The organism is Aestuariibius sp. HNIBRBA575 (assembly GCF_040932005.1).
Lineage (GTDB): Bacteria > Pseudomonadota > Alphaproteobacteria > Rhodobacterales > Rhodobacteraceae > CANLNM01.
In genome coordinates, this window is sequence record NZ_CP162414.1 from 39,684 (window position 1) to 64,259 (window position 24,576).

Sequence of the window (24,576 nt, forward strand, 5' to 3'; positions counted from 1 at the left end):
ATCAGGAGAAACATTATGTGGGCCAAACTGGCAGACCATTTTTTGCGCAAAATCATCAAAAATGGTGAATTACGGATCACGTGGCCGGACGGCTCAGAGGCAAAATACGGTGATAGGGTCGGCATTTTTTCGGCGATCCATATCCATGATCCCGCTTTGGCCCGCAAATTGGTGTTGAACCCTGAACTGGCCATCGGCGAAGCGTATATGGACGAAACCCTGACCATCGCTGAGGGGGATTTGGCCGGGTTTATGACGCTGGTTGCTACAAATGCGCGCGATCATGGGGTCGGCCATATGAAAACCGCAGCCACAGGCGCTCGCACGATTTTACGCCAGATTGCCCAGAATAACCCCCTGCCGGTTGCCCGAAAAAACGTCGAAATCCACTATGATTTATCGACCGACATGTACGAATTGTTTCTGGACAAAGACCTGCAATATACCTGCGGATATTTCAAAGATCCGGGCATGACCCTAGAGGAATCTCAGGATGCCAAAAAGGCCCATATCGCGCGCAAACTATGCCTGAAACCGGGAATGCGCGTGCTGGATATCGGCTGTGGCTGGGGGGGGATGGCGCTGACTCTGGCGCGTGATTACGGGGTGCATGTGACCGGCGTGACCCTGTCGATTGAGCAGGTGAAATACGCCCGCGCCCGCGCCCAAGCCGAAGGTCTGACCGATAAGGTCGAGTTCAAGCTGCTGGATTACCGCGAAGTGTCCGAAACCTTTGATCGGATCGTTGTTGTGGGCATGTTGGAACATGTGGGTCAGCCGCAATACGGGACTTTTTTCGGCAAAATAAAGCAAAACCTGAAACAAGACGGGATCGCGATGGTGCATGTCATTGGCCGCAGCACGCCGCCCGGCCGCACGAGCCCTTGGTTGCATAAATATATTTTCCCGGGCGGATACACGCCCGCCCTGTCCGAAGTGTCCCGCGAGATTGAGAAAAAGCGTTTGGTGGTCACGGATGTCGAAGTGTGGCGCAGCCATTATGCGCGCACGGTGCAACATTGGATTGATCGGTTCGAAGCCAATCTGGACCCAATCCGCGACATGTATGACGATCGGTTTTTGCGCATGTGGCGGTATTACCTGATCGCCAGCGAAATCAGCCTGACCGAATTGGGCATGTGTATTTTCCAATACCAAATCACCCATCATCCGATGGCGGCCCCCATCACGCGCGACTATATTTACGCACAGGATTAGAACCGGGCCGCACGAAAGGGCGACAGGTCAATATTGGTGGGTGTGCCCGTGGCGATATCAGCCACGATACGACCGGTTTTGGGCGCCATCATCAGCCCATAATGGCTGTGGCCAAATGCGCAAATCAATCCGGGTAGATCCTTGCATTCTTCGATCAAAGGCAGGCTGTCTGGAAAGGACGGCCGGATGCCCATCCACGTATCAGGGGTTTTGTGCTTTAGGTCGGGGATCATGGATTGGGCGATCTGTTTCAGCGCGCGCAGTCGGCCCGGGTTTGGTGGCGCGTCGATCCCGGTAAATTCCGCCACCCCCGCAATGCGCACTCCGCCATCCATTGAACTGGCAACCGCATGGGCATCCGTATCCATGATCGAATTGTTCAGATGCAAATCCGCATCGCCAAAGGACACGTGGTATCCCCGTTCCGCCGCCAGAGGCAGGGATATGTTGAACCGTCTCAGCAATTCAGCGGACCAGATGCCGGCGGCCAGCACCACTTTGTCAAAGGGATGCGTGCCCATATTGGTGATTACGTCCCAGCCGCCAGAAACAGGCGTCAGGTCCCGAACCGTTTCGCGGCAGATCTGCCCACCCAGAGCCTTGATTTTGTTAGCAAGCACCGTGCCCAGACGCCCCGGATCGCGCGCGCGGGCCTGCCCTTTGATCAGGATCGCGGCTTGAAAATCATGTGACAGGTTGGGTTCCAGATCCCTTAGATCAGCGGCGTCGATCCGTTCCAGATCGGCCCCTTTTTGGCGGCGCATTTTGTAGCCAAGCGATGACAGGTCAGCGTTACGCGCATCACGAAAAGCATGCACATACATCGCGTCGGCAATCAGGTCATCGTGGCCCGTGCCCCGCAGCAATTCCCGATAAAGCGTCACCGCATCGCCGCAAAGCAATTGCATCGCATCGGAATTGGCCTGCGCACGGTCAAGGCGGCTTTCGCGTAGAAACCGGATCAACCAGGGCAAATATCCCGGCCCTTGGCGCATCGACACGCCCGCCGGACCATTGGGGCGCAGCAACATGCCCGGGATTTGTTTCCAGATTCCGGGCATGGCCTGCGGAATAATCGACCAAGGCGAGATGATCCCGGCATTGCCAAATGACGTGGCCTGACCGGGGGCATCGCGTTCAATCAGCGTCACACGATGCCCCGTGTCCAGCAGCGAAATGGCGGCGCAAATCCCGATGATCCCACCCCCGATCACGCCCACATGTTGTTTGTCCTGCATGTCAGGCAGCAGCCATTGATGTTTGCCGCTTTGCCAGAAACTGCAGGATGATGGCGGGGCTGGCAATCAGCAGCGCAACCAGATCGGCAGACAGGCTTGGGGCGATGAACACCAACCCGGCGAGGGCACATTGGACGCGATTGATGGCCCCCATCGGTGCTAACCAATAGCCGACTACAGCGGCCGATAGGGCGACAACCCCGGCGATACAGCTGGCGGCCGAATAGGTGAATGTCCACAAATCAAACCCGGTTGAGGACACAAATAACAGCACCGGCGCATAGACAAAGGCCATGGGCGCTACGATTTTGCCCAACCCCAGCGTAAACGCCGAAATCCCGGTTTTGAACGGGGGGGAATTGGCAATCGCCGCCGCCGCATAGGCCGACGTGCAGACCGGTGGCGTGATTTCGGCAACAACTCCGTAATATAGCACAAACAAATGGCTGGCGATCGGTGGGATGCCTAGCTGCGCCAAGGCGGGCTGAGCCACGGAAACCAACATGATATAAAGCGCGGTTGTCGGAATACCGGCCCCCATCAGGATGCAGGCAATCGCGATAAACACCAGCGACAGGAACAATTGCAGGTCTTCGACCGCAAACAGGGCAAAGTCGCCAAAGCTCAGCAGGTTATAGATATCTGTCGCCAGATTGCCCGCGCCTTGTGTGACCATAAACCCGATGCGGAACCCGATGCCGGTCGTGTTGATCACCCCAACGACGATGCCCACCGCCGCCGAAGCCGCGCCAACGGCCAGCGCATATTTCACACCCGTTTCAACGGATTCAGACATTTCGGGCAGCAGGATGCGGTTTTGCGGGTTCAGGGTTGCGACCGCCGTACCAGATAGCAAAATCAACGCGGTGAAGGGTTCAAATCCGCCGCCGATGAATTTCCAGATCACAAAGGCCCCAAATGCCACGGCGTAGATCAGGGATGGCGGTTCCTTTAGCCGGGACATGCCCGCGACGATGGCCAGCGAAATCCCGCAGAATGCCGACATAAACGGCGTGTAGCCGCTGAACAGCACCCAAAGCAGGCCGATCAGGGGGATGATATTTGCCCAACCTTCGCGCCAGACATGGGCCAATTGCGGCAATTGTTCCTTGGCCAGACCTTTCAGGCCCAATTTACGCGCCATCAGGTGCACGACGGTGAACACACCGACATAATGCAGTATCGCCGGAAAAATCGCCGCGATCACGATGGTTGTGTAGGGCAGCTCTAGAAACTCGGCCATGATAAAGGCCGCAGCCCCCATGATCGGCGGTGTGATCTGCCCCCCTGCCGATGCGGCCGCTTCGACGCCGCCGGCGAAATGGCCGGGATAGCCCAACCGTTTCATATTGGGGATGGTAAGCGCGCCGGTGGATACGGTGTTGGCCACCGAAGACCCCGAAATCGTCCCAAAGAACGCCGATGACACGACGGACACTTTGGCGGGGCCGCCCGTATAGCGCCCCGCGAGGATGGTGGCGTTATCAATGAACAACTGACCCAACCCCGTGCGCTGGGCGATCACGCCAAACAGCACAAAATGGAACACGATGGTCGACACAACCCACAGGGTGACACCAAAGATGCCTTCTTGGGGGAAATACATCGACGACACAAAGGTGCGGAATTTGACACCCGGATGCTGCAACAGGCCAGAAAAATAAGGCCCAAACAACGCATAGACGATAAAGAGCGAAATGATCGCAGGTAGAACCCAGCCCAATGTGCGCCGCGCGATGTCCAACACCAGAACAATGATAACAACCCCAAAAAACATGTCGTAATTGTTGGGATTGCCCATGCGAAACGTCTGTTCTTCGATGCCCAGTGACGGGATCCCGCGCCATGCCAGACCCACATAAAGCGCAGCCGCCACCCCCAGGATCATCAGGATCACATCCGGAAACGGAATGCCGCCCATATGCATGATCCCGGTTTTCAGATTGAAACTGCTTTTGGATTTCAGGACCGGGTAGAATGCGTAGGTGAGGATAAACAAACCGGACAGGTGCCAGCCCATGTGCCAGTGGTCCGCAGGCAGGCCGAACCCGGCTGTGATGTAGTGGTAGCTGGCAAAAACAATCGCCACCCCCCGCAGCAGCAATCCGGCCAATTCACCGACTGGTCGTGTGGCCGCCCCTTCGTCGTATTTCTCTTCGATCGCTGCCAGCTCTTCTGCGGTCAGGTCACGCACGTCTTGGTTTATGGGATCGGTCACGGTATTGCCCCCTAGGGATGTCGAATAAAAACGGGGCAACACAAACCGTGCTGCCCCAGCGCGAGGGTTAGTCCATCAAGCCAGCTTCGCGGTAGAAACGTTCCGCACCCGGATGCAGTGGCACACCCAATGTGGCGATGCCGTCCAATGCGGATTCGACGGTGATTTGCTGACCTTTGGCATGGCCATTATCCAGCAGACGACGGGTATTTTCGTTCCACATCGCTTCGGTGATGCCGTAAACCAATTCGTCGCTCAGTTCCGATGACACAACCAACAAGGCAGACACAGCGGGGGTTTTGACCGCTTCATCTACGCCCTCATAGACGCCGCCGGGTATTTCGGATGGGATATAGGCCGGGATGATATCGTTGATGCGCTGCAAATCTTCGTCAGAGAAGGAATGCAATGACATGCCTTTGGTCGAGGACAGTTGAACCATCGCAGCAACAGGCCAGCCAGCGGCGTAGAAATAGGCATCAATCTGACCATCTGCCAGACGTTCGGCGGATTGGCTGTTGTTCAGCTCTGCCTCGTCCATGTTATCGCGGGTCACGCCCCATTCGTTCAACATTTGCAGAACTGCAACCTGGGTGCCGGACCCGGCCTGCGCAATGCCAACACGCTGACCTTCTAGATCGGCCAAGCTGGCGATGCTGGTGCCTTCGGGCAGAACCAGATGCAGATCCTCTGGGAACAGATTGGCGACGATGCGCAGGTTAGGATGCGGTTTGCCGTCGAATTTACCTTCGCCCAGATACATGGACCGGGTGACGTCCGCCGCAGCGAGCCCGGCTTCCAGCTCTCCGTTTTGGACGGCGGCGTTGTTGAACACCGACGCCGTTGTGGATTGCGCAATTGCGATCAGACCCGGCACACCGCATTGGCCGCCATCTTCGCAGGCGCGGCTGCCCGGGGGTGACGAAATGCCGTTGGCGATGGTGCCCCCGATGGGGAAATAGGTCCCGCCCGCACCGCCGGTGCCGATGCGGAAAAAGGTCGGGTCCTGCGCTGCGGCAGGGCCTGCGACGATCGTGGCAGAAATCAAAGCGCCGGATAGTGATTTCAGAAATGTCATGTCGGTCTCCCAGCTGGTCGCAGGTCATTGCCTGCTTTTGTTTGATGGGGGGATGATATGGGGTTTGTCTATTAAGGCAAATTTGAAGTTGTTTACTATTCATAAGCATGATTTATGAATGTGCATGAATTTGCATCACCTGTCCGTCTTTCGCGAAGTAATGAAAACCGGGTCTATGTCCGAAGCGGCGCAAAATCTGGGTCGGACCCAACCGGCGATCAGCCTCGCGATGAAAAGTCTTGAGGATTCTTTGGGGATTACGCTGTTTGACAGGGACACCCGGAACCTAAAACCCGTCCCCGAAGCCTATTATCTGCTGGCCGAGGCAGACAGTATGCTGGGGCAGATGTCGCGGCTGCGACGCACGATGAAACGGATGCAGATCGGCGACAAAGGCGAGGTGCAATTGGCCGTTATGCCCGGTGTGGCAACGGTGTTATTCCCTGATTTCCTGAGTAAATTTGCCGAAACACGGCCAGATATAAACCTGTCGATGCACACGCGCAGTTCAACGCAATTGCGTGAATTGGTCAGCAGTCAGGGCGTGGATTTTGGGTTTGGTGATTACGACGAAGACAACAGCCGCACCGAACAAACCCGGATCACGCGGATCTGTGCGAATGGGTTCTTGGCGGTGCCTGCGGGGCATGAACTGGCGCAATGCGAAACGGTTCCCTTAGCGGCGCTGGATGGGTTGACGTTTGGCGGGATGCAGCCCGATCACCGGTTTGAAATGCGCGTTCAATTGGCCCTAGCCCATGCGAATGCCAGAACCCATGTGCGGTTTCGCAGTCAAACCGTGTTGCCGTTACTTAAATTTGTCAGCGCCGGGCAATGCTGCGCGATTGTGGATCCGCTGACGGTGCTGTCTGCGCGGTTAACCGGTGTGACCCGCCAAGAGATCAAGTTCTGCAAACTGGCCCAGCCTGTGCCCTATGACTACGCTATTCTGGTGCCCAAAATGCGGCGGCTGACCACGTTGTCGCGCCAATTGGCTGCCTCTTGGGAAGCGCATATGATGCAGGAATTGACCGCACTGGATGCTGCGCCCAAAACAAATATCTTTGAGTGACGAAATTTGTATGGGGCAAAAGGGCCGGCCTTTGGGGCCAGCCCTAAGATGTTAGGACCCAGACATAAGCCGTGCGCCATGGGGATTATCGATCACCATTTTCCACTGTCCGTCGGGCTGTTTGCGCAACACTGCGACCGACAGCCCGGATTGGGTGATTTCCTGGCCATCCGGCAGATGAGCAACCATATTCCAAGGCGCAATGTGGATTGCGATGTCCCCGTTGACGATCACGTCATGCCCCTCAGAAAAACTGAACTGCGGGCCAAGTGCGGACATTTCTGCAAACATCTGTTCCAGTTGGGCCACATTTGAAACCGGCGCTCCGGGTTCAAACAGGACCGTTGCCTCTGGTTCGTAATGGCGCATGACGCCCGCAATGTCGCCCTGTTGAAAGGCCTCTGCCATGCCCATTGTGCTGCTGAGTACGTTTTGTTGGTCTTCGGTCATTGTCTGTCCTTGTGCGATAGAAAGTTGAGGTGAGATCAAGGCAAGCGTGATCAGCCACGCAAATGCGTGTTTCATGAAGTTTCCTTTTGGGTTTGTGGTTAGGTTTGGGTCGTTTCTATGATGTTCAACACCGCACTTGCGTAGTCGCGCAGCGGCACATGCGCGCCGGTTGAACGCTGTAATTTGGCGGCGATCAGGCTGGATTGGATATCGGACACTTCTGCTGCGGCATCGGCAAAACGAGGGGCATCTGCCAATGCGGCGCTGGGCTGGATGCCAATACGACCAGATGCCATCGCAGCGGGCAATCGTTTGCGGCAGGAACAAGCGGCAGAGCGGTTCGCCAGCCCACATGTCGCCGCGGTAAATGTCTGAACGCGATCGCGTGCGCGCGACAGACGTTTGCGATAATTTGCAGGGGAAATTTCCAAAATGTCGCTGGCAATGCTGTGGTCAAATTCTAGAATATCACCCAGAATATAAGCCGCGCGATGTTCGCGATCCAAACACAGCAACATGGCCATGGTGCATTTGATCCGCAATTCGTTCAGCATAACATGCTCATCTGGCGCTTTGTTATTATCGTCGGACAGCCCGTCTATCAGGTCTTGGGAAAAGGCATCGAAAGTCAGGTTTGGGTCATTGACCCGGATTTTTCGCGCCCGGATCAGGTAATTGGTTGCGACCCGATAAACCCATGTTTCAAATCGGGATTCCGCGCGAAATGTCGATAGTTTGGTGACAACGCGGATCAAAATTTCCTGAGTTGCATCCTGCGCCGCATCAGGATCCGCCAACATGCGAATGGCCAACTGATACACCTGTTTCTGGATGCCACGAATGATGTCTTCTAGGGCGGTGGCATTCCCGTCTTGGGCCAATTGAATTGTGGGTCCGGTGATATGGGTCATGTGTTTGTCCGCCTTTGGTGACGTTACATAGTTAGACACATGCCGATCCAAATGTGTGACAGATTTTTTATCCCGCCCCGGAAATTTTGCGATTTGAACCGGGCCCTACGTCGTTTCAACCCCGAGCCTGACATGGCGCGTGAACCGATGATTACCAGTCAAATCCGCTGGGCCGATGGCCTAATTCGTGTCGACGATTTTGCCGGGATTCATGATGTTGAGGGGGTCCATCGCCCGTTTGATATCGCCCATGATCCCAAAGGCATCACCGTGTTGATCCGCCATGTATTTCTTTTTGCCGACACCAACACCGTGTTCGCCCGTCACGGTTCCCCCAAATTCCAACGCAGTCATATTGACCTGATGGGCCAGGTTTTCTGCGCGTTTCATTTCATCAAGATTGCCGGGTTCAACAAGGATCAGCATGTGGAAATTTCCGTCGCCAACATGGCCAACGATGGGTGAAATCAGCCCGGATTGTGCGATCAATCCCTGTGCTTTTTCGATGCAGGGTGCCAGTGCAGAAATAGGGACGCAACAATCTGTCACCAAGGCGGTGCTGCCGGGGCGCAGGGTTTTGCCGACGTAGAATGCTTCGTGACGCGCACGCCACAGAGCGTTACGTTCTTCGGCCTTGGTTGCCCATTTAAAGGCCGAGCCGCCAAATTCCTGTGAAATTTCGGCAAAGGTTTTTGTTTGCTCAGTCACACCGGAATCCGTGCCGTGAAATTCCAGAAACAATTGCGGCTGAGCTGCGAAATCCAATTCAGGATAGGCCTTTTGCATACCTGACATCTGGGTCGCGTCCAGCAATTCGATCCGCGCCACTGGCAGGCCGGACTGAATGGCCAAAATGACCGCATTCACTGCATCTGCGACCGTATCGAACGCGCATGTCGCTGATGAAATCGCTTCGGGCTGGCCAAATAGTCGAACGGTCAGTTCGGTGATGATCCCAAGCGTGCCTTCGGAGCCGACAAACAGATGCGTTAAATCATACCCGGCTGACGATTTGCGCGCCTTGCTGCCTGTGCGGATTATCCGGCCATCCGCCATCACCACTTCGAGGGCCAGCACGTTTTCCGCCATGGTTCCATATCGCACGGCATTGGTGCCCGAGGCACGCGTGGCCGCCATGCCACCCAAAGTTGCATTTGCACCGGGATCGACACTGAACATCAGACCAGATGCACGCAGGTCGGTGTTTAACTGCTCTCTCGTGACGCCGGGTTGCACCACCGCATTCAGATCGCTGTCATTGACTTTGAGGATCGTGTTCATGCGGCTCATATCGATGGTCACGCCCCCGGAATAGGGGATAACGTGGCCTTCTAGGGATGTGCCGACACCATATGGGATGACCGGGCAATGATGCGCCGCGCAGATTTTTATGATGTCGGAAACGTCTTGGGTGCATAAGGGAAACGCCACTGCGTCAGGGGTGGCTGGTGCTTGGTATCCTTCGTCGGACGCATGTAGCGCCAGAACCGAAGACCCCGTCGACAGACGATCCCCAAGCAAGTCTGTTAACGCTTTGATGACGGCATCACGGGATTGAATTTGCATCATGTTTCCTTTGAGGACAGGTGGATTTCGCTGTCTTGGTCTGGTGGGGCAGAGTGTGATGAAAAATCAGAAACGTCCGCGGCTGTGATCAGGGTTTTTATGGTTTGAACAATGGTTTTGCGCTGCTCGGGCGGCAGGGCGTTCATTAAATGGGCGTTGCGTTTGCTCAGATCAGGAACCAGCTTGGTATGGGCGCGTTCCGCTTTTGGGGTCAGTGCCAAATTGAATTGCCGTTTGTCGTCTGAATGTTCCGACACCAGCAAATAACCATTTTTTTCAAGGAGATGCACAGTTTTACTGAATTGGCTTTTGTCGATGCAGGCTGCTTTGCGAATGCCGGTGGATCCTTGGAACTGTCCGGATGCGACCAGACGAATGATGCGCCATTGAGCGAGGGTTAAATCTCCGTGGCGTGCGATCACACTGCGTGCTTGGGCGTTTAAAGCTATGTGCAATTGCGCAAACAAAAACCCCAATTCGACATCAATGTTAAACGGATCGTCCATTGGGTTCCTTTCGCTGGAAAAGTCACCGCATTTGGTGGACATGTCAACCAAACTGTCGCCGATCAAACGACGCACACATTGGCGATCGACACTTCTGCGGCCAGGAATCCAGCGCATATCGCTTATTTTTAGGGGTTAACGAATTAGGCATTGAAGGATGGACAATTTGAAAAAGTTTAGAAAAGGTAAACAAACACCACAGGTTTTATCAATTCAGGTTTCATTCTGACGGAGTATTTCAATTGACCACATATACAATGACCGGTTTTTTACAGACCAATAGCAGCTTCACGCCAGCGACATTTGAATTGGTAACTCCTGCCAGCACGACAACAGTGTCACATGTTCACAATGGTGACTTTGCCGGGGATTCAGGGTTTCCGTTTTCGAACCTTGTGATCAATGCCTTGGAAATTCGGCTAAATGGCACGGTTGTTGATTTTACCCCAACTGGCCCGTTTGACATGGAAATTTATGAAATCCCTTGGGATGATGCGGGGACACCGCGAACCAGTTTTCTGATGGGGGCGTTTGATCAAACAAATGAAAATAACTGGTATCTTCAATTGGGGGGCGATCCGCTTCCGAGCTTTGCGTCGTTGGCAGAGTTCAACGCATTTGCAGGTGCCGTGGGCGACGACGTCATTACGCCAACCGCAGGAAGCGGGTTTGAATCAGGCGCCGCGATTCCGCTGTTGAACATCCCCGGCACCACGGTTTCCGCTGTTGATCAGGTCGCGGGCACTGACGGTGATGATGTCTTTAATGCGGGCGCGGGCAATGACATCCTGAACGGAGGCGATGGCAATGACACGCTAAACGGTCAGGGCAACGCGGATGATCTATATGGTGGGGCGAATAACGATACGTTGAATGGCGGCGCCGGGTTTGACGAACTGTTTGGCGGCTCCGGTGATGACAGTCTGAATGGCGGTGGTGGCAATGACACGATCCAAGGTGGATCGGGGGCAGACGTCATCAACGGTGTGGCCGGGTCCGACAGCATTTTGGGGGGCGATGGAACCGATTCCATTCTGGGTGGCAACGGGTTCGATCGGATTGATGGCGGCCTTGGGGCAGATACCATTGATGGTGGGCTCGGGCTTGATACAATTTATGGCGGCAGCGGTGCTGACTCGATTTTAGGCAATGCCGGATCGGACGACATTTATGGCGGTGCTTTGGATGACACTCTTAGCGGTCAGGGGGGGAATGACCTCATTTATGGGGGAACTGGTTCTGACACGCTCGAAGGTGGGGGCAACATCGATTCCCTGTTTGGGGATGAAGGCGGCGACTTTATCTATGGCGGCAGTGGCTCGGATCAACTGTTTGGTGGCAGTGGAAATGATCAGCTAGATGGCGGTAGCGGTTCGGATAATCTGTATGGCGGTACCGGAAATGATCAGCTAAGCGGCGGCAACGGCCACGATACCATCACAGGTGGTGGCGGGATCGATACGATGTTTGGAGGCAATGGCAATGATCGTTTGATCGCCAATACAGGCGTGTCCAACTTTCAGGAAATGACCGGTGGCAATGGCGCGGATGTGTTTGTGTTTGTGGATGGCGCAAGCACAGGAAACATCCTCGACTTTACGGCGGGGCAGGACCAGTTTGATTTTTCCGGTCACAGTACGATCAATTCGCTCGCTGACTTCTTGGCCGGGGCCAGCGAGTCGGGCCCAACCGAAGTGTCGTTTAATGGCGGCGGGCTGAACCTTTTGATCGAAGGCACCGCATTGGCCAACTACACCGCAAGCGATTTCATTTTCTAAGCTGAAACGTCTGAGAAAACCCAAGCCGTCGCAGGTCACCTGTGGCGGCTTTTTATGCTGCCCGACCTTGTTACGCGGATGAAACCTGCGCGAATAGCCAGGCGCTGAGAGTTGCAACTACGGACGCTTTTCTAGGTGCGCGCGGGGCAACAACATAATACCCATTTTCGGATGTCATTGAAAATTCAAAGGGTTGAACCAACAGCCCGGCCCGCAGATCGGCTTTGACCAGCTCACGATTTGCGAGCGCAACCCCCTGACGTGCAATGGCGGCATCAATGGCCAAAGAGGTTTGGCTGAAGGTCATCGTCCTAATCCCGGAAACGTTTTGTTCCCCCAATGCTGCTTCTAGAAAAATAGGCCATTGCCCGTGCGTATCCTCTAACAAAACATGCCCCAACAGGTCATTAGGACCATGAATAGGCGCCGCCCCAGAAATGAGATCGGGACTACAGACTGCAACCAATCTGGCCGGAAATAATGGGGTCGCAACAAGTCCTGGCCCAAATGGCGGCTTGCCTTGTCGAATCGCGATGTCGACCCCATCCGTCTGAAAGTTGGCAAGCGAGTTGGACGCGTCCAAACGAACCCTGATTTCGGGATGGTCCCGCGCCAGAGAACTTAGTTTTGGTACTAGCCACTTGGTGGCGAATGACGGTGTGGAACTGATCGTTACAACGGTATCTTGTGGTGACAATCCGCCTGTTGCTTCGGATATCATGTCGAAGGCCCGCCGGATAGCCGGAAAATATTTGCGACCTTCATCGGTCAGGGTTAACCCGCGGGCATGACGGTTGAATAGTTTGATTTCTAACAGTAATTCCAGAGATCGCACATGCTGCGCAACAGCACCCTGTGTGACGCCTAACTCTTGGGCGGCGTGACTGAAATTCAGGTTCCGCGCAGCTGCTTCGAATGCTTTCAAAGAATTGAGCGGAGGAAGATCACGCATAGCAAAAATCCAAGCCTACAGTTTTTCTACACTCATAAAGCAGAATATCTGATTAGTCAAAGTACAAGCCACAGTTCATGGTGCCGTTAGAAACCGCATTCGAATTGATGGAGATTAAAATGACTGACGGCAAAGTGGCGATCATCACAGCAGGAGGAAGTGGCATGGGAGCTGACAGCGCGCGCCGTTTGGCGGCCGACGGCTTCAAGGTTGCCATTTTGTCGTCGTCGGGCAAGGGCGAAGCGTTGGCCAATGAACTGGGTGGGATCGGCATAACAGGGTCAAATCAATCCAATGACGATTTGTCCCGTTTGGTGGACGCAACTACGGAAAAATGGGGGCGCATTGACGTCTTGGTCAACTCAGCCGGGCACGGCCCGCGCGCGCCTGTTTTAGAGCTGACAGATGATGATTGGCATGCTGGGTTGGATGTCTATTTGTTGAATGTTGTGCGACCGACCCGGTTGGTCACCCCCATCATGCAGTCCCAAAAATCTGGGACGATCATTAATATTTCCACCTTTGCCGCGTTCGAACCTGATCCGGTATTTCCGACCTCAGGAGTGATGCGCGCGGGGTTGGCGGCGTTTAGCAAATTGTTCTCCGACACATACGCCGCCGACAATGTGCGCATGAATAACGTGCAGCCCGGCTTTATTGATAGCCTGCCAGAAAATGCGGATTTCAAAGCAAGAATTCCGATGGGCCGCTATGGCAAGTCTTACGACGAGATCGCCGGAACGGTCGCGTTTCTCGCCTCTGAAGGCGGGGCATATATCACCGGTCAAAACATCCGCGTTGATGGCGGCATCACCCGGTCCGTTTGATCCGGTTACATTAACAAGAGAGCAAACCATGAAACCAACTTCACATGACAAACAGTTCAAAATTGATCTGCCAAACGTTGATAGCATCCCCAAACATGACGCCTATGATGTGGTTATTATTGGCGGCGCAACCATGGGGGCCTGCACGGCTTGGTTTTTGGCGTCGAACCCGGATTTCAGCGGCAAGATCCTGATTGTAGAAAAGGATAAATCCTATCTGCAGTCGCAAACGGCGGCGTCGAACAATTGCATGCGTCAGCAATTTGCAAATCCGATCAACGTAAAAATTGGTCAGCATGCCGCCGATTTTGTGCGCAATTTCCGCGAAAATTTGGGTGGGGATCCCGCCATACCAGAGCTGACAATCCGCAACTTTGGGTATCTGTATCTTTCGGATAATCCTGACCTGACAGAGGTGTTGCAGCGGGATCAAAGCGTTCAGGCAGCAGCCGGGGCGGGGACCAAAATGGTTGCACCGGATGACATTGCCAGAGCCTATCCATTTTATAACCTGACCGACATCGAAGCAGGTAGCCTGAACACGGTGGACGAGGGTTTTTATAACGCGCCGTTGATGGTTGAATGGTTGCTGCGCAAATCGATCGAAAAAGGCGCTGAATTTGTAGAAAACGAAGTGCACGCGATTGGCCGCGACGGCAATAAAGTCACTAGCGTGACCTTGGCATCCGGTCAGGTGATCAAGGCCGGTGCCGTCGTGAACGCGGCCGGCACCTATGCTGGGATCGTCGCGGATATGGCGGGGCTCAAGCTCGATATTCAACCCAAACGTCGCTACACATTTATTTTTCGCGCCAAACAGAAATTGGACCGCGATCTGCCGTTGACCATTGATCCTACAGGTGTGCATTTCCGGCAGTTTGGGGATGATTATCTGGTTGGCTGCCCGCCATTGGGGGACGATGCCACCGTTGCGCAGGACGATTTCAGCGCCGAAGAAACAATCTGGCAGGACAAGGTATATCCGATCATTTCAAATCGCATTCCGCAGTTCAAAGATGTTGAGATTGTCGATTTTTGGATGGGGCATTACGACTTTAACACGTTTGATTTCAACGTGGTGATCGGACCCCATGACGACGTTTCGAATTTCCACTTTACCAACGGGTCATCCGGTCATGGGTCGCAACAGGGACCATCCGTAGGGCGCGGTGTCGCTGAACAGATCATCTACGGTGAGTTCCGGGAAATGGATCTATCCCCGTTTCTGTATGAGCGGTTTGCCAAGGGAGAGCGGGTGATCGAACGGGCTGTGATTTGACCAAAATGGCACCAAAAACCCTGTGGATTTTGGTGCCATTTGCATCAATCAAAGCTTTGAAACCGGTACTTCGCATTCATCTGCTAGGCGCCAGCGCTTAGGGTCAGATGCAACGCTGACCATAGATCAAAAGGACGGTATGGGAAAAGGGCGCCCTGAGACACTGTTCCTATTAATTCAAAGGTTTATGCGAACCCAGTTTGCGACGCCTCCAATTCAACCTTTCGATCATTGGGGAGAGTATCGCACCCGTTGTCGATGCCCGCGTTGTTCTGGATGGGTGATTGGTACCGCCGACAAGAGCGCTTTGGTGTAGTCATGTTTTGGCATGCTGCAAACCTGCTCGGCGTCGCCAGCTTCGACGATATCACCTTTGTACATGACCAAGACCCGATCGCAAAAATACCGCACCAGCCCAAGATCGTGGCTGATGAATACATAGCTCAGGCTAAGCTCTTTTTGCAGATCTTGCAGCAGGTCCATGATTTGGGTTCGGATGCTGACATCAAGCGCTGATGTCGCCTCGTCCGCGATAATGATCCGCGGATTGGGGGCGATGGCACGCGCAATACTGATCCGTTGCCGTTGCCCGCCTGAAAACGCATGAGGAAACCGATCAAGCGCTGAGGATGGCAGGCCCACCAGGTCCAACAGTTCCAGAATGCGTTTGCGACGATCAGCCTTTGATGTCATGCCATTCAGCAACAGGCTTTCGCCGATTATCTGTGACACATTCATACGCGGATTGAGTGACGCAAACGGATCCTGAAAAACGGTTCGCATATCGCGCCATGTGGGCTGCAACTCAGCATCATTCAGCTTCGAAATTTCGGTTTTTTGGCCGGTTCTGTCCGTGTAAATCAATTCACCTGATTGAAAATCATGTACCCGTTGAATGCATCGCGCAAGCGTGGTTTTGCCGGATCCGCTTTCCCCGACAACACCAAGTGTTTCACCCTCGTGCAGCGTAAAATCGGCATCGTTCACAGCGACCAAGGTTGTTTTAGTCATGCCAAAAAAACCGGTTTTACCGTAGTATTCTTTGCGCAGCCCGCGTGCCTCTAGGATGGGGTCCCCGACGGGGCGGATTTTGCGTTGGGCAATCCGATCTGGCGACGCCGTTTGGGAATCGCGCGCGGATTTAAGCAGCAATTTCGTGTAGTCATGTTGTGGCTTTTCGAAAACGTTTTGCACGTCTCCGTTTTCGACCACTTTGCCGTGGCGCATAACCACGACGTGATCGGCAATTTCTGCGACCACGCCCATGTCATGGGTGATGAACAGGATTGCCATGTCATTTTGCACTTTCAATTCGTGCAAAAGATCCAATATTTCGGCCTGAATTGTGACATCCAGCGCGGTCGTTGGTTCGTCGGCAATTAGGATTTTAGGGTTGCAGATCAGAGCCATAGCGATCATGGCCCGTTGCCGCATACCGCCAGAAAACTCAAACGGGTACTGATCGATCGCCTTTTCTGGATTTGGGATTTCAACCCGCCGCAACATTTCGATCACGCGGCCGCGCGCCTCTTTTTTGCTGAGACCTTCATGCAAAGTGAGGCTTTCGGTAATTTGGCTGCCGATCGTGTGGACGGGTGACAAAGAACTCATTGGTTCCTGGAAAATCATGCCGATATCGCGACCACGAATGTTCCGGATGATGCCAGATCGGGCATCCAACTGGGCCAGATCAAGCGATTGCGTGCTTGGGTTCTCTGGGTCGGGATGCGCTTCATGCAGCAGAATTTCGCCGGATACGATGCGTCCGGGCTTGTCTACCAATTGCAGGATGGATCGTGACAGCACGCTTTTGCCGGACCCGCTTTCGCCGACCAAACACAGGGTTTGGCCGGGCACCAAAGAAAGCGAGACGTCATCAACGGCGGTAAAGGTTCCGTGGCGTGTTTCAAACGCTGTTACCAGGTTCTTGATTTCGAGTATCGGAGTTTGGCCGAGCCCCTTTTGATCGGTCATGGCTGTCATCCTCTTTACTGATCTTGTGAATAGGGGTCGGCCGCGTCACGCAGGCCATCCCCAAGGAAGTTCAGGGCAAGCACAGCGACCAGAACGAATAAACCTGGAACAAACAGCCAAGGTGCCTGAGCAATTGACCGAATGTTCTGCGCTTCTTTGAGCAGGACGCCCCAAGATATCGAGGGCGGCAAAAGCCCCAACCCTAAGAAGGATAGCGAAGTCTCTGCGAGGATCATCGCGGGGATGGCCAGAGAAACCGATGCAATAATGTGGCTGACAAGCGACGGCATGATGTGGCGGAAAACGATCCTTCGTGGCCGCGCCCCATCTAAGCGTGCGGCGGTGACGAAATCCTCTGTCCGAAGCGCTAGGAATCGTCCTCTTACGACCCGAGCAAGTTCGGTCCAGCCAATTAGCGACAGGATCACCGTGATCGCAAAATATCGGACCAATGGATCAATGTTTGCAGGAATTGTGGCGCTCAGCCCGAGCCAGATTGGGATTGTTGGCATGGAAAGGATCAGTTCGATCGCGCGGGTTGAAAGCGAGTCAAACCAGCCCCCTAAATACCCGGCCATGCCACCAATCAACGTGCCCAAGAACAGGCTGATGGCGACCCCAACAAGCCCGATCGACATTGAAATGCGGGTGCCTGCGATGGAACGGCTCAGCATGTCGCGGCCCAAACGGTCGGCGCCAAACAGGTAGAACCGTTCGTCTGGGTTGGTTGATGTGATCAAGCGCCGCTGCATGGGGATGAATCCGGCGAGGTGATAGGGCTCTGATTTGCCCAAGAACGAAATGTAGATTTTTTCATCCGGATTTATTTCATACGACGTGGCAAGCGTTTCAGGGTCCCGGATCAGTTTGGTGCCCAGAACGTGAGGGCGGAAACGCGTTCCATCCTCTGTTCGATCCAGGAACTGCACCATCTGAGGGGGATGAAACACATCGCTACGCGACGTCAGATCAGGCTCAAAGGGCTGAAAGAACTCAGCAAACAGGGCAACCACGTACAAAAAGCCTACCAAATAGAGACTGATGAGCGCCAGCTTGTGTTTCTTGAATTTCCGCCACATCAACCGCCACTGCGAAGCTTCGGCGATATCTACAGGAAGACGAGGGTCGGTATGGTCAACAGAATTTGTCATGTTAGCGGTACCGAATGCGAGGGTCGATCATGGCCAGAACAATGTCTGACACGATCATCCCGATGATGGACATGACGCTGAGAAGCAAAATGAAGGCACCGGCTAAATACATATCCTGTGTCAACAAAGCGTCGAGCATGAGAGGATCAACCGTTGGCAGCGACAATACGACCGCCACCACAGTTGAGCCTGAGATAATCTGCGGAAACACCCATGCGATCGTTGACGCAAAGGGGTTCAGGGCGATGCGGACGGGGTATTTGAGGATGGTCTTGAATTCGCTCAGGCCTTTGGCGCGCGCAGTGGTCACATAGGGTTTATGCAATTCATCCAACAAGTTGGCGCGCATAATACGGATAAGGCTGGCAGTAGCCGATGTCCCAATGATCACCACCGGAATAATCAAGTGTTTGACCAAATCTACGAACTTGGCCCAAGACCATTCGGCATTCACATATTCCGCCGAAAATAACCCGGTCACATTGGTTCCAAAATGAACAACACCGACATACATCAAGATCAACGCGACCAAGAAATTTGGCGTCGCCAGACCAATGAACCCAATGATGCTAACGCAATAATCACCCCAACTGTATTGTCGGACGGCCGAATAAATTCCTATGGGTAATGCTAAGGCCCAGGTGAATAATAGCGTCGACGTGGCGAGTATCACCGATAAGATCATGCGATCTCCGATCAACTCGGATACGGGTTGCTGCCATTGAAACGAGAGCCCAAAATCGCCTCTCGATATCCCCTTTATCCACTTCCAATATTGCGTGAGCATCGGTTCATCGAGCCCAAACCGATCACGTAGCGACCGCAGCCGCGCTTCGTCAACCTGACGGCCGTCAGCCTCAAGTTTTGCAGCATAACTTTCAACATAATCGCCCGGGGGCGTTTGAATAATGGTGAATGCAAGGAACGAGGCGGCGAACAAGAACGGTATCGACCAGCCAAGGCGACGCAGGATATAGACGAACATTTTTTTCCTCCCTGAAGTTGCGCGCAATCACATCCTCAATGCGGCAACTCGATTATCCAGCGCGGCAGATTTGGTTTTTAGAGTATAAAAAAACTTTTGCTGCTGATTTCTAGCACTGAACACCTGTATGTTTACTCAGAAAAAAATGAATGTCGACGTTCTTTTTGCATTTTAGTATTGAAAAATGCAAAAATTGCACCCAGTCTAATATGGAGACGGGTGAGTCGAAACTGCGTGGCCAGCGATCCCGAGGACGATGCAGCTGGTTCTGCGCACAGATTGGCCCGCCGATCTGGGAAGTTCATTTGGAGGAAATCGATGACCTATGATTTTAGACGCGGATTAATTATGACCGCAGTCTCGGTGTTAACCGCGACGGGCGCGTTGGCGCAGGCGACCGGGGAGGCGCCCGAGCTGGCAGAATTGGTTGCTCAAGGCGCGCTGCCTCCGGTTGAAGATCGTGCATCTCTGCAGCCGGAAGTCATCAATTACGGCGAAGTCGGAACCTATGGAGGTAAGATCCGATTTGGGATGCGTGGTGTATCGGATGAAGGCACATTGCGCCAAGCGGTTGGCACAAACGGGCTGGTGCGGTGGCACCATAACCTATCGGATCTGGTTCCAAACGTCATTCGTGAATATTCAGTATCCGAAGATGCGCGCGAATTCACATTCAACATGCGCGAAGGCATGAAATGGTCTGACGGTCACGATTTCACCACCGAAGATATCGCTTTTAGTATCAACGATCTCTTGCTTAATCCTGAATGGGAAGAAATTTCGACCCGCTACAAATCAGGTGGCGAACCGTTAAGCCTAGAAGTGGTTGATGAATATACGTTTATTATTCGTTTTGAGCATCCAAATGGTGGCTTTCTAGGCCAAATGGCGCGCGAAGAAGGGGCCCGACTGAACCATTATTCGGCGCATTATTGCAGCCAGTTCCACCCGGATTACAATGACGATTTGGATGCGCTTCTTGCCGAAGAAGACGTCGAAAGTTGGCAAGACCTGATGTACCGGAAATGTGGCGATGTGCGCGACGAAGTTCGGTGGATCAATACAGAACGTCCGGTTCTGGACCCTTGGGTTCTGGCCACACCATTGCGGGGCGGTACAACCACAGTCCTGTTCGAGCGCAACCCCTATTTCTGGCAGGTTGACGAAGCAGGAAACCAGTTGCCCTATATCGGCGACATGGAAGCGACCATCTATCAGGATGCCGAAGCCATGTTGATTGCTGCGATTTCTGGCGACTTCGACTTTCAGTATCGTCGCATCGATGCCCCAGGCAACCGGCCCGTTCTGGCAGAGAACCGCGAAGCGGGTGACTATCAGCTATATGAAGTGACTGCCGCTGGTGGGAGCTATAACTGGATTCAGCCGAACCTGAACCACAAGGATCCCGTAATCCACGCATTGTTTAATGAACGTGACTTCCGGATTGCGCTGTCCATTGGCACGGATCGTCAAGAGGTCATTGATACGGCACTTCTTGGTGTTGGCATTCCTTGGCAAACAGGTCCATTCGAAGACAGCCCTCTTCACCATGAAAAGATTTCGACCCAGCATTTGGAATATGATCCGGACCGAGCAAACGAGCTTCTTGACGGATTGGGCCTAACAGAGCGTGACGACAATGGTATTCGCCTGTTGTCGGATGGCCGTCCTGCTGAATTCTTGATCGATATTCGAAACGGCCACCCCCATATCATCGACATGATGACGATCGTAAAACCGCAATGGGAAGAGGTTTTAGGCATTCAGATCAACCTCAACGTTGTTGATCGTTCTGTTCACCGTCAGCGGTCCCGTCAGGGTGATCATGACATGACGGCCGATAGCGGGAACGCGACCTGGTTGCCCGGACAACTTCCGTCTGCACTTCTGCCGATCGATAGCAGCTCGCGTCACGCACCTTTGTGGACTGCATGGTACGAAACCGACGGTCAGGACGGAATCGAGCCGCCCGAGCACGTCATGGAACGCTACCGCATTTGGGAAACGATCTATGCGACCGCAGATCCAGAAGAGCAAATCCGCCGTTACCATCAATTGGCTGACATTGCAGCGGAACAGTTCGAGGCATTCGGCATTGCACAGAACGCATCGACATATGGTGTGCGAAAGAATGATCTGATGAATGTCATGGAAGGCATGAAGAGCACAGGGCAGTTCCCGAGCCCGGCCAATGTTTTCATGCCTCAAGCGTGGTTCTGGGCCGAGTAAAGGCGTTTGGACCTAACCGGGGGCGCGCGTATACCGCGCGACCCCATTTGTGACCATCCGGTCGGAACTGTTTATCAAGCGAGCAAATGATGATCTATTACGCCGTTCTGACAATTGTTGGGCTTGGGCTTCTTGTTTTTTCTGCGGACAAACTCGTCGACAAGAGTGTCGAGATTGCCGAGAAATTTGGATTATCCCCAATAGTTGTCGGGCTGACCGTTGTTGCATTCGGGACGTCGTTCCCTGAATTGGTATTTACAACAGGTGCAAGTTTAAACGGCAGCGGTGGATTGGCGATTGGCAACATAATCGGCAGCAACATTACCAATTCATTACTCATTCTCGGCATTGCGGCGATGATTGGTCCTCTTAACATCACGCAAGCATTAATCTGGCGTGATGGATCAGTCTGGGCGATATCAACCATCGTTTTCGTCGTGCTTATCTACACTCAAAGCTATCTTGGTGCCTTAAGTGGTGCGCTGCTTTTGTTTACATTGGTTGGATATCTCTACCTGCTCGTCAAAAACGATATTCTCGCAGAAACATCCGATGGGTCTGACGATCTGGAAACAGACGCCGAAGAGGCCGGGCAGCTGCGGCAAAACGAGCACCTGAAAACTGCAGGAATTATATTGCTGGCTTTGATCGGCATAGCACTGGGGTCAGAAGTTTCCATTTATGGCGCGGTTGGGCTTGCAGAGTTTCTCGGCGTTAGCGAAGCCGTTATTGGCCTATCGATTATTGCGCTGGGCACCAGTTTGCCAGAGTTGGCGACGGTTCTTGTTTGTATGCGACGCAATCAAGGTGGAATGCTGGTTGGGAACATTATCGGATCCAATATTTTCAACATCCTTGCATGTATCGGAGTCCCAGCGTTGTTCGTTGGCATCGCAGTGCCGTCCGAGCTTCTGACATTCTCTGTACCGCTCCTCTTAGCTGTCAGTGCTGCAACATTGTTGATGCTTAGAACGGATTGGACACTTTCACGCCGAGAAGGGGCTGCTTGCTTATGTGGGTACGGGTTATACGTTACAGCACTGGCTTTGCTGTAGTGATCAATGCCCGTTCATTGATGTCTTAAATGATAAAATGTGCTGGACCTGTCCCGATTCATACTAAAAGGCGTGACTGACAGATACAGAAGACGCCCAAAACTATCTTAGGGTTGCTGCGCAGCTCTGAATGCCCGTGGTGACAGCCCGGCTTGGGCTTCGAAAGCACGGGTAAAGGCGCTGCGGGACGCAAAACCGACCATTTCAGCGATACGTTTTACGGGCAGGTCTGTATCACGCAGCAAAACGCCAGCGCGGCGCATACGCAGCTCTCGCAATAGCTCCATCGGACCAGACCCATAGGCAGCAGCAAAGCGTTTGGCAAAGGCAGATCGGCTCATTCTTACGCTATCTGCAAGGCTCTCGACGGTGTGCGTGTCGCCCGGAGCATCCAGCATGAGCCGAAGCGCATTCCAGACCGATGGATCGGCAAGTGCGGCCATCCATTGAAATGCGGCATCCTGTGACGATAAGCGTTCACGCAACATCGCGATCATGCATTGCATTAGCAAAGCCTTGATCATCGCGCGGCTTCCCAGCCCCGGATGAGACAGTTCTTGTAACAACATTTGCAACGTTGGACGCATTCTGTGGGACGATGAAACATGTTCCACCAACGGTTCTTTGATCAGGTCTATGATGTCGGTCACACCGCGCAACCCGACGCCAATATGTGCACAAAGCGCGGTCATCTGCCCGACCTGCGTTTCGCAAGTTCCTGCCATCAAACGTGACAGGTTCATTTCAGCAGGTTTGCAATCAGGGGCGGGGTCCCCGCCGGTTCCAAAGTTGTTTAAGCTATGTTTTTGCAATGCCGGAATGAAAACCAGCGAACCGCGCGCGACTTTCAATGGTGGGCGCGACTTGAACGTGATCTCTCCATCTCCGGATAAAATATAGTGCAGCGTCGCCGAAGCCTCCCGCCCCAGCCCAAGGCTGCAGGCTCCGTTTAATTCGCACAGAGCGAACGGATCGGTCTTTATCTCAAGCTCGTCGAAAATGTGATCATATCTCATGTCAAATCTTTAACCGTTTTGTGGACGAAAGGGCACCCATTCTGGGTCAAAGGCACGGATCAAAGACGGAAAGGCACATAGGGGGCCATAGTTTGATGTCACACAACCACTGAAAGGAATAGATTATGTGTCAATGCGATGATCCAAATCACAACCATGGTCGAATGACGCGCAGGGCCGCCTTGCGCGGCGGTGTCGCAACTTCGGTTGCTGCTGCAACCGCGGTCGCCGCAACAACCGCAGCCCAAGCACAAACTGCCAGTCCCTACGCACCACCTGCTGAACCCGCATTGCCTCCATCAACAATGAAGTTGGACCTTAGCCGAACAGCACTTGTTGTGACGGACCCGCAGGTCGATTTTTTGCACCCAGATGGCGTGACATGGGGCGTGATTGGTGCCAGCGTTGAGGAACATAACACGGTCAACAACATTGAGACCTTGTTTAAAGCCGCCAAGGCTGCTGACCTGACTGTTGCCGTATCCCCGCATTATTACTACCCCACCGATCACGGTTGGAAGTTTGAAGGCGCGCTGGAAAAGCTGATGCACAATATCGGTATGTTTGACCGCCCCGGTCCGCTGAACCTTGATGGGTTCGAAGGGTCAGGCGCCGATTGGATGCCGCAATACAAGCCCTATATCAACGACGGCAAAACCATCGTGACATCGCCGCACAAAGTGTACGGCAACGACACAAATGACTTGTCGTTGCAATTGCGCAAGCAAGGTGTTGATCAAGTGATCCTCGCCGGAATGTCCGCGAATCTGTGTACGGAATCTCATATGCGTGAACTTCTAGAAGACGGATTCGAAGTGGCCGTCGTCCGTGATGCGACCGCAGCCGCCATGCTGCCCGAAGGTGACGGATACCTCGCCGCATTGATCAACTTCCGCTACATGGCAAACGCAGTCTGGTCGACAGAAGAAGCCGTCGCTCAGATCGAAGCCGCGTCCTAATTATGCACCAATTGGGTCGCCCGATATGATACGGGCGACCTAGACCGAACGCTAAGCACGGCTCAACAGGAGGAACCCCTAAGATGTTCCTGCCATGCGACCGGGCGGCATTGC

Annotated in this window: 20 protein-coding genes; 8 read left to right on the forward strand and 12 right to left on the reverse strand. The window is 53.7% G+C overall.

Annotated elements, in window-relative coordinates:
- Positions 1 to 15: 15 nt before the first annotated feature.
- Positions 16 to 1,218, forward strand: a complete 1,203-nt coding sequence (locus AB1F12_RS00225) for a class I SAM-dependent methyltransferase (protein WP_368185661.1) — start codon at positions 16 to 18, stop codon at positions 1,216 to 1,218.
- Here AB1F12_RS00225 and AB1F12_RS00230 read toward each other — a convergent pair.
- The 3 genes from AB1F12_RS00230 to AB1F12_RS00240 all read right to left on the reverse strand — a co-directional run bounded on the left by AB1F12_RS00230 (position 1,215) and on the right by AB1F12_RS00240 (position 5,752).
- Complete coding sequence (locus tag AB1F12_RS00230; RefSeq protein ID WP_368185663.1) at positions 1,215 to 2,456, reverse strand: NAD(P)/FAD-dependent oxidoreductase; 1,242 nt, start codon at positions 2,454 to 2,456, stop codon at positions 1,215 to 1,217. The two genes, AB1F12_RS00225 and AB1F12_RS00230, sit on opposite strands and share 4 nt — an antisense overlap.
- A 1-nt stretch (position 2,457) precedes the next feature.
- Positions 2,458 to 4,674: a TRAP transporter permease gene (locus tag AB1F12_RS00235; RefSeq protein WP_368185664.1), complete on the reverse strand. Its 2,217-nt coding sequence runs from the start codon at positions 4,672 to 4,674 to the stop codon at positions 2,458 to 2,460.
- Between the two features lie 67 nt (positions 4,675 to 4,741).
- On the reverse strand, positions 4,742 to 5,752 hold the full coding sequence (locus AB1F12_RS00240) for a TAXI family TRAP transporter solute-binding subunit (RefSeq protein WP_368185666.1): 1,011 nt from the start codon (positions 5,750 to 5,752) through the stop codon (positions 4,742 to 4,744).
- A gap of 124 nt (positions 5,753 to 5,876) precedes the next feature.
- Between AB1F12_RS00240 and AB1F12_RS00245 the strand changes: the two genes are divergently transcribed.
- Positions 5,877 to 6,824 (forward strand): LysR family transcriptional regulator, encoded by a 948-nt coding sequence (locus tag AB1F12_RS00245; RefSeq protein ID WP_368185667.1) that lies wholly within the window; start codon positions 5,877 to 5,879, stop codon positions 6,822 to 6,824.
- A gap of 51 nt (positions 6,825 to 6,875) precedes the next feature.
- On the opposite strand, the gene AB1F12_RS00250 is transcribed toward AB1F12_RS00245, so the two are convergent.
- From AB1F12_RS00250 to AB1F12_RS00265, 4 genes are all read right to left on the reverse strand, one after another.
- The gene (locus tag AB1F12_RS00250) at positions 6,876 to 7,349 is read right to left on the reverse strand and encodes a DUF4440 domain-containing protein (RefSeq protein WP_368185669.1); all 474 of its coding nucleotides are present in this window, start codon (positions 7,347 to 7,349) and stop codon (positions 6,876 to 6,878) included.
- A gap of 23 nt (positions 7,350 to 7,372) precedes the next feature.
- Positions 7,373 to 8,185, reverse strand: coding sequence for an RNA polymerase sigma factor (locus tag AB1F12_RS00255; protein ID WP_368185671.1), 813 nt, complete (start codon positions 8,183 to 8,185; stop codon positions 7,373 to 7,375).
- Between the two features lie 180 nt (positions 8,186 to 8,365).
- Positions 8,366 to 9,754 (reverse strand): FAD-binding oxidoreductase, encoded by a 1,389-nt coding sequence (locus AB1F12_RS00260; protein WP_368185672.1) that lies wholly within the window; start codon positions 9,752 to 9,754, stop codon positions 8,366 to 8,368.
- A complete protein-coding gene (locus tag AB1F12_RS00265) occupies positions 9,751 to 10,374 on the reverse strand; it encodes a MarR family winged helix-turn-helix transcriptional regulator (protein WP_368185674.1) in 624 nt (207 codons plus the stop codon). Before AB1F12_RS00265 ends, AB1F12_RS00260 begins: the two co-directional genes overlap by 4 nt.
- Positions 10,375 to 10,499: 125 nt before the next feature.
- Between AB1F12_RS00265 and AB1F12_RS00270 the strand changes: the two genes are divergently transcribed.
- Positions 10,500 to 12,035: a calcium-binding protein gene (locus AB1F12_RS00270; RefSeq protein WP_368185676.1), complete on the forward strand. Its 1,536-nt coding sequence runs from the start codon at positions 10,500 to 10,502 to the stop codon at positions 12,033 to 12,035.
- A 70-nt stretch (positions 12,036 to 12,105) separates the two neighbouring features.
- Here the strand turns inward: AB1F12_RS00270 and gcvA are convergent, their stop codons facing one another.
- Positions 12,106 to 12,987: a transcriptional regulator GcvA gene (gene gcvA / locus AB1F12_RS00275; RefSeq protein WP_368185678.1), complete on the reverse strand. Its 882-nt coding sequence runs from the start codon at positions 12,985 to 12,987 to the stop codon at positions 12,106 to 12,108.
- Positions 12,988 to 13,106: 119 nt separating this feature from the next.
- On the opposite strand from gcvA, the gene AB1F12_RS00280 reads away from it, so the two are divergent.
- Positions 13,107 to 13,814, forward strand: a complete 708-nt coding sequence (locus AB1F12_RS00280) for an SDR family oxidoreductase (RefSeq protein WP_368185679.1) — start codon at positions 13,107 to 13,109, stop codon at positions 13,812 to 13,814.
- Between the two features lie 28 nt (positions 13,815 to 13,842).
- Positions 13,843 to 15,093 (forward strand): NAD(P)/FAD-dependent oxidoreductase, encoded by a 1,251-nt coding sequence (locus tag AB1F12_RS00285; protein ID WP_368185680.1) that lies wholly within the window; start codon positions 13,843 to 13,845, stop codon positions 15,091 to 15,093.
- A 228-nt stretch (positions 15,094 to 15,321) separates the two neighbouring features.
- Here the strand turns inward: AB1F12_RS00285 and AB1F12_RS00290 are convergent, their stop codons facing one another.
- From AB1F12_RS00290 to AB1F12_RS00300, 3 genes are read right to left on the reverse strand one after another with little or no spacing between them, the layout of a single operon-like run.
- Entirely contained in the window at positions 15,322 to 17,067 is a 1,746-nt protein-coding gene (locus AB1F12_RS00290; RefSeq protein ID WP_368185682.1) for an ABC transporter ATP-binding protein, read from the reverse strand.
- Positions 17,068 to 17,081: 14 nt separating this feature from the next.
- Complete coding sequence (locus AB1F12_RS00295; RefSeq protein ID WP_368185685.1) at positions 17,082 to 18,218, reverse strand: ABC transporter permease; 1,137 nt, start codon at positions 18,216 to 18,218, stop codon at positions 17,082 to 17,084.
- A gap of 1 nt (position 18,219) precedes the next feature.
- Positions 18,220 to 19,203 carry an ABC transporter permease gene (locus AB1F12_RS00300; protein ID WP_368185687.1) on the reverse strand — a complete coding sequence of 328 codons (984 nt, stop codon included), beginning with the start codon at positions 19,201 to 19,203 and terminating at the stop codon, positions 18,220 to 18,222.
- Between the two features lie 348 nt (positions 19,204 to 19,551).
- On the opposite strand from AB1F12_RS00300, the gene AB1F12_RS00305 reads away from it, so the two are divergent.
- Both AB1F12_RS00305 and AB1F12_RS00310 read left to right on the forward strand, forming a co-directional pair.
- Positions 19,552 to 21,432, forward strand: coding sequence for an ABC transporter substrate-binding protein (locus tag AB1F12_RS00305; protein WP_368185689.1), 1,881 nt, complete (start codon positions 19,552 to 19,554; stop codon positions 21,430 to 21,432).
- Between the two features lie 86 nt (positions 21,433 to 21,518).
- Positions 21,519 to 22,487, forward strand: coding sequence for a calcium/sodium antiporter (locus AB1F12_RS00310; protein WP_368185691.1), 969 nt, complete (start codon positions 21,519 to 21,521; stop codon positions 22,485 to 22,487).
- A gap of 107 nt (positions 22,488 to 22,594) precedes the next feature.
- Here AB1F12_RS00310 and AB1F12_RS00315 read toward each other — a convergent pair whose 3' ends face one another.
- Complete coding sequence (locus AB1F12_RS00315; RefSeq protein WP_368185693.1) at positions 22,595 to 23,503, reverse strand: helix-turn-helix domain-containing protein; 909 nt, start codon at positions 23,501 to 23,503, stop codon at positions 22,595 to 22,597.
- 164 nt (positions 23,504 to 23,667) lie between these two features.
- On the opposite strand from AB1F12_RS00315, the gene AB1F12_RS00320 reads away from it, so the two are divergent.
- Positions 23,668 to 24,462: a cysteine hydrolase gene (locus AB1F12_RS00320; protein WP_368185694.1), complete on the forward strand. Its 795-nt coding sequence runs from the start codon at positions 23,668 to 23,670 to the stop codon at positions 24,460 to 24,462.
- Positions 24,463 to 24,576 lie beyond the last annotated feature (114 nt).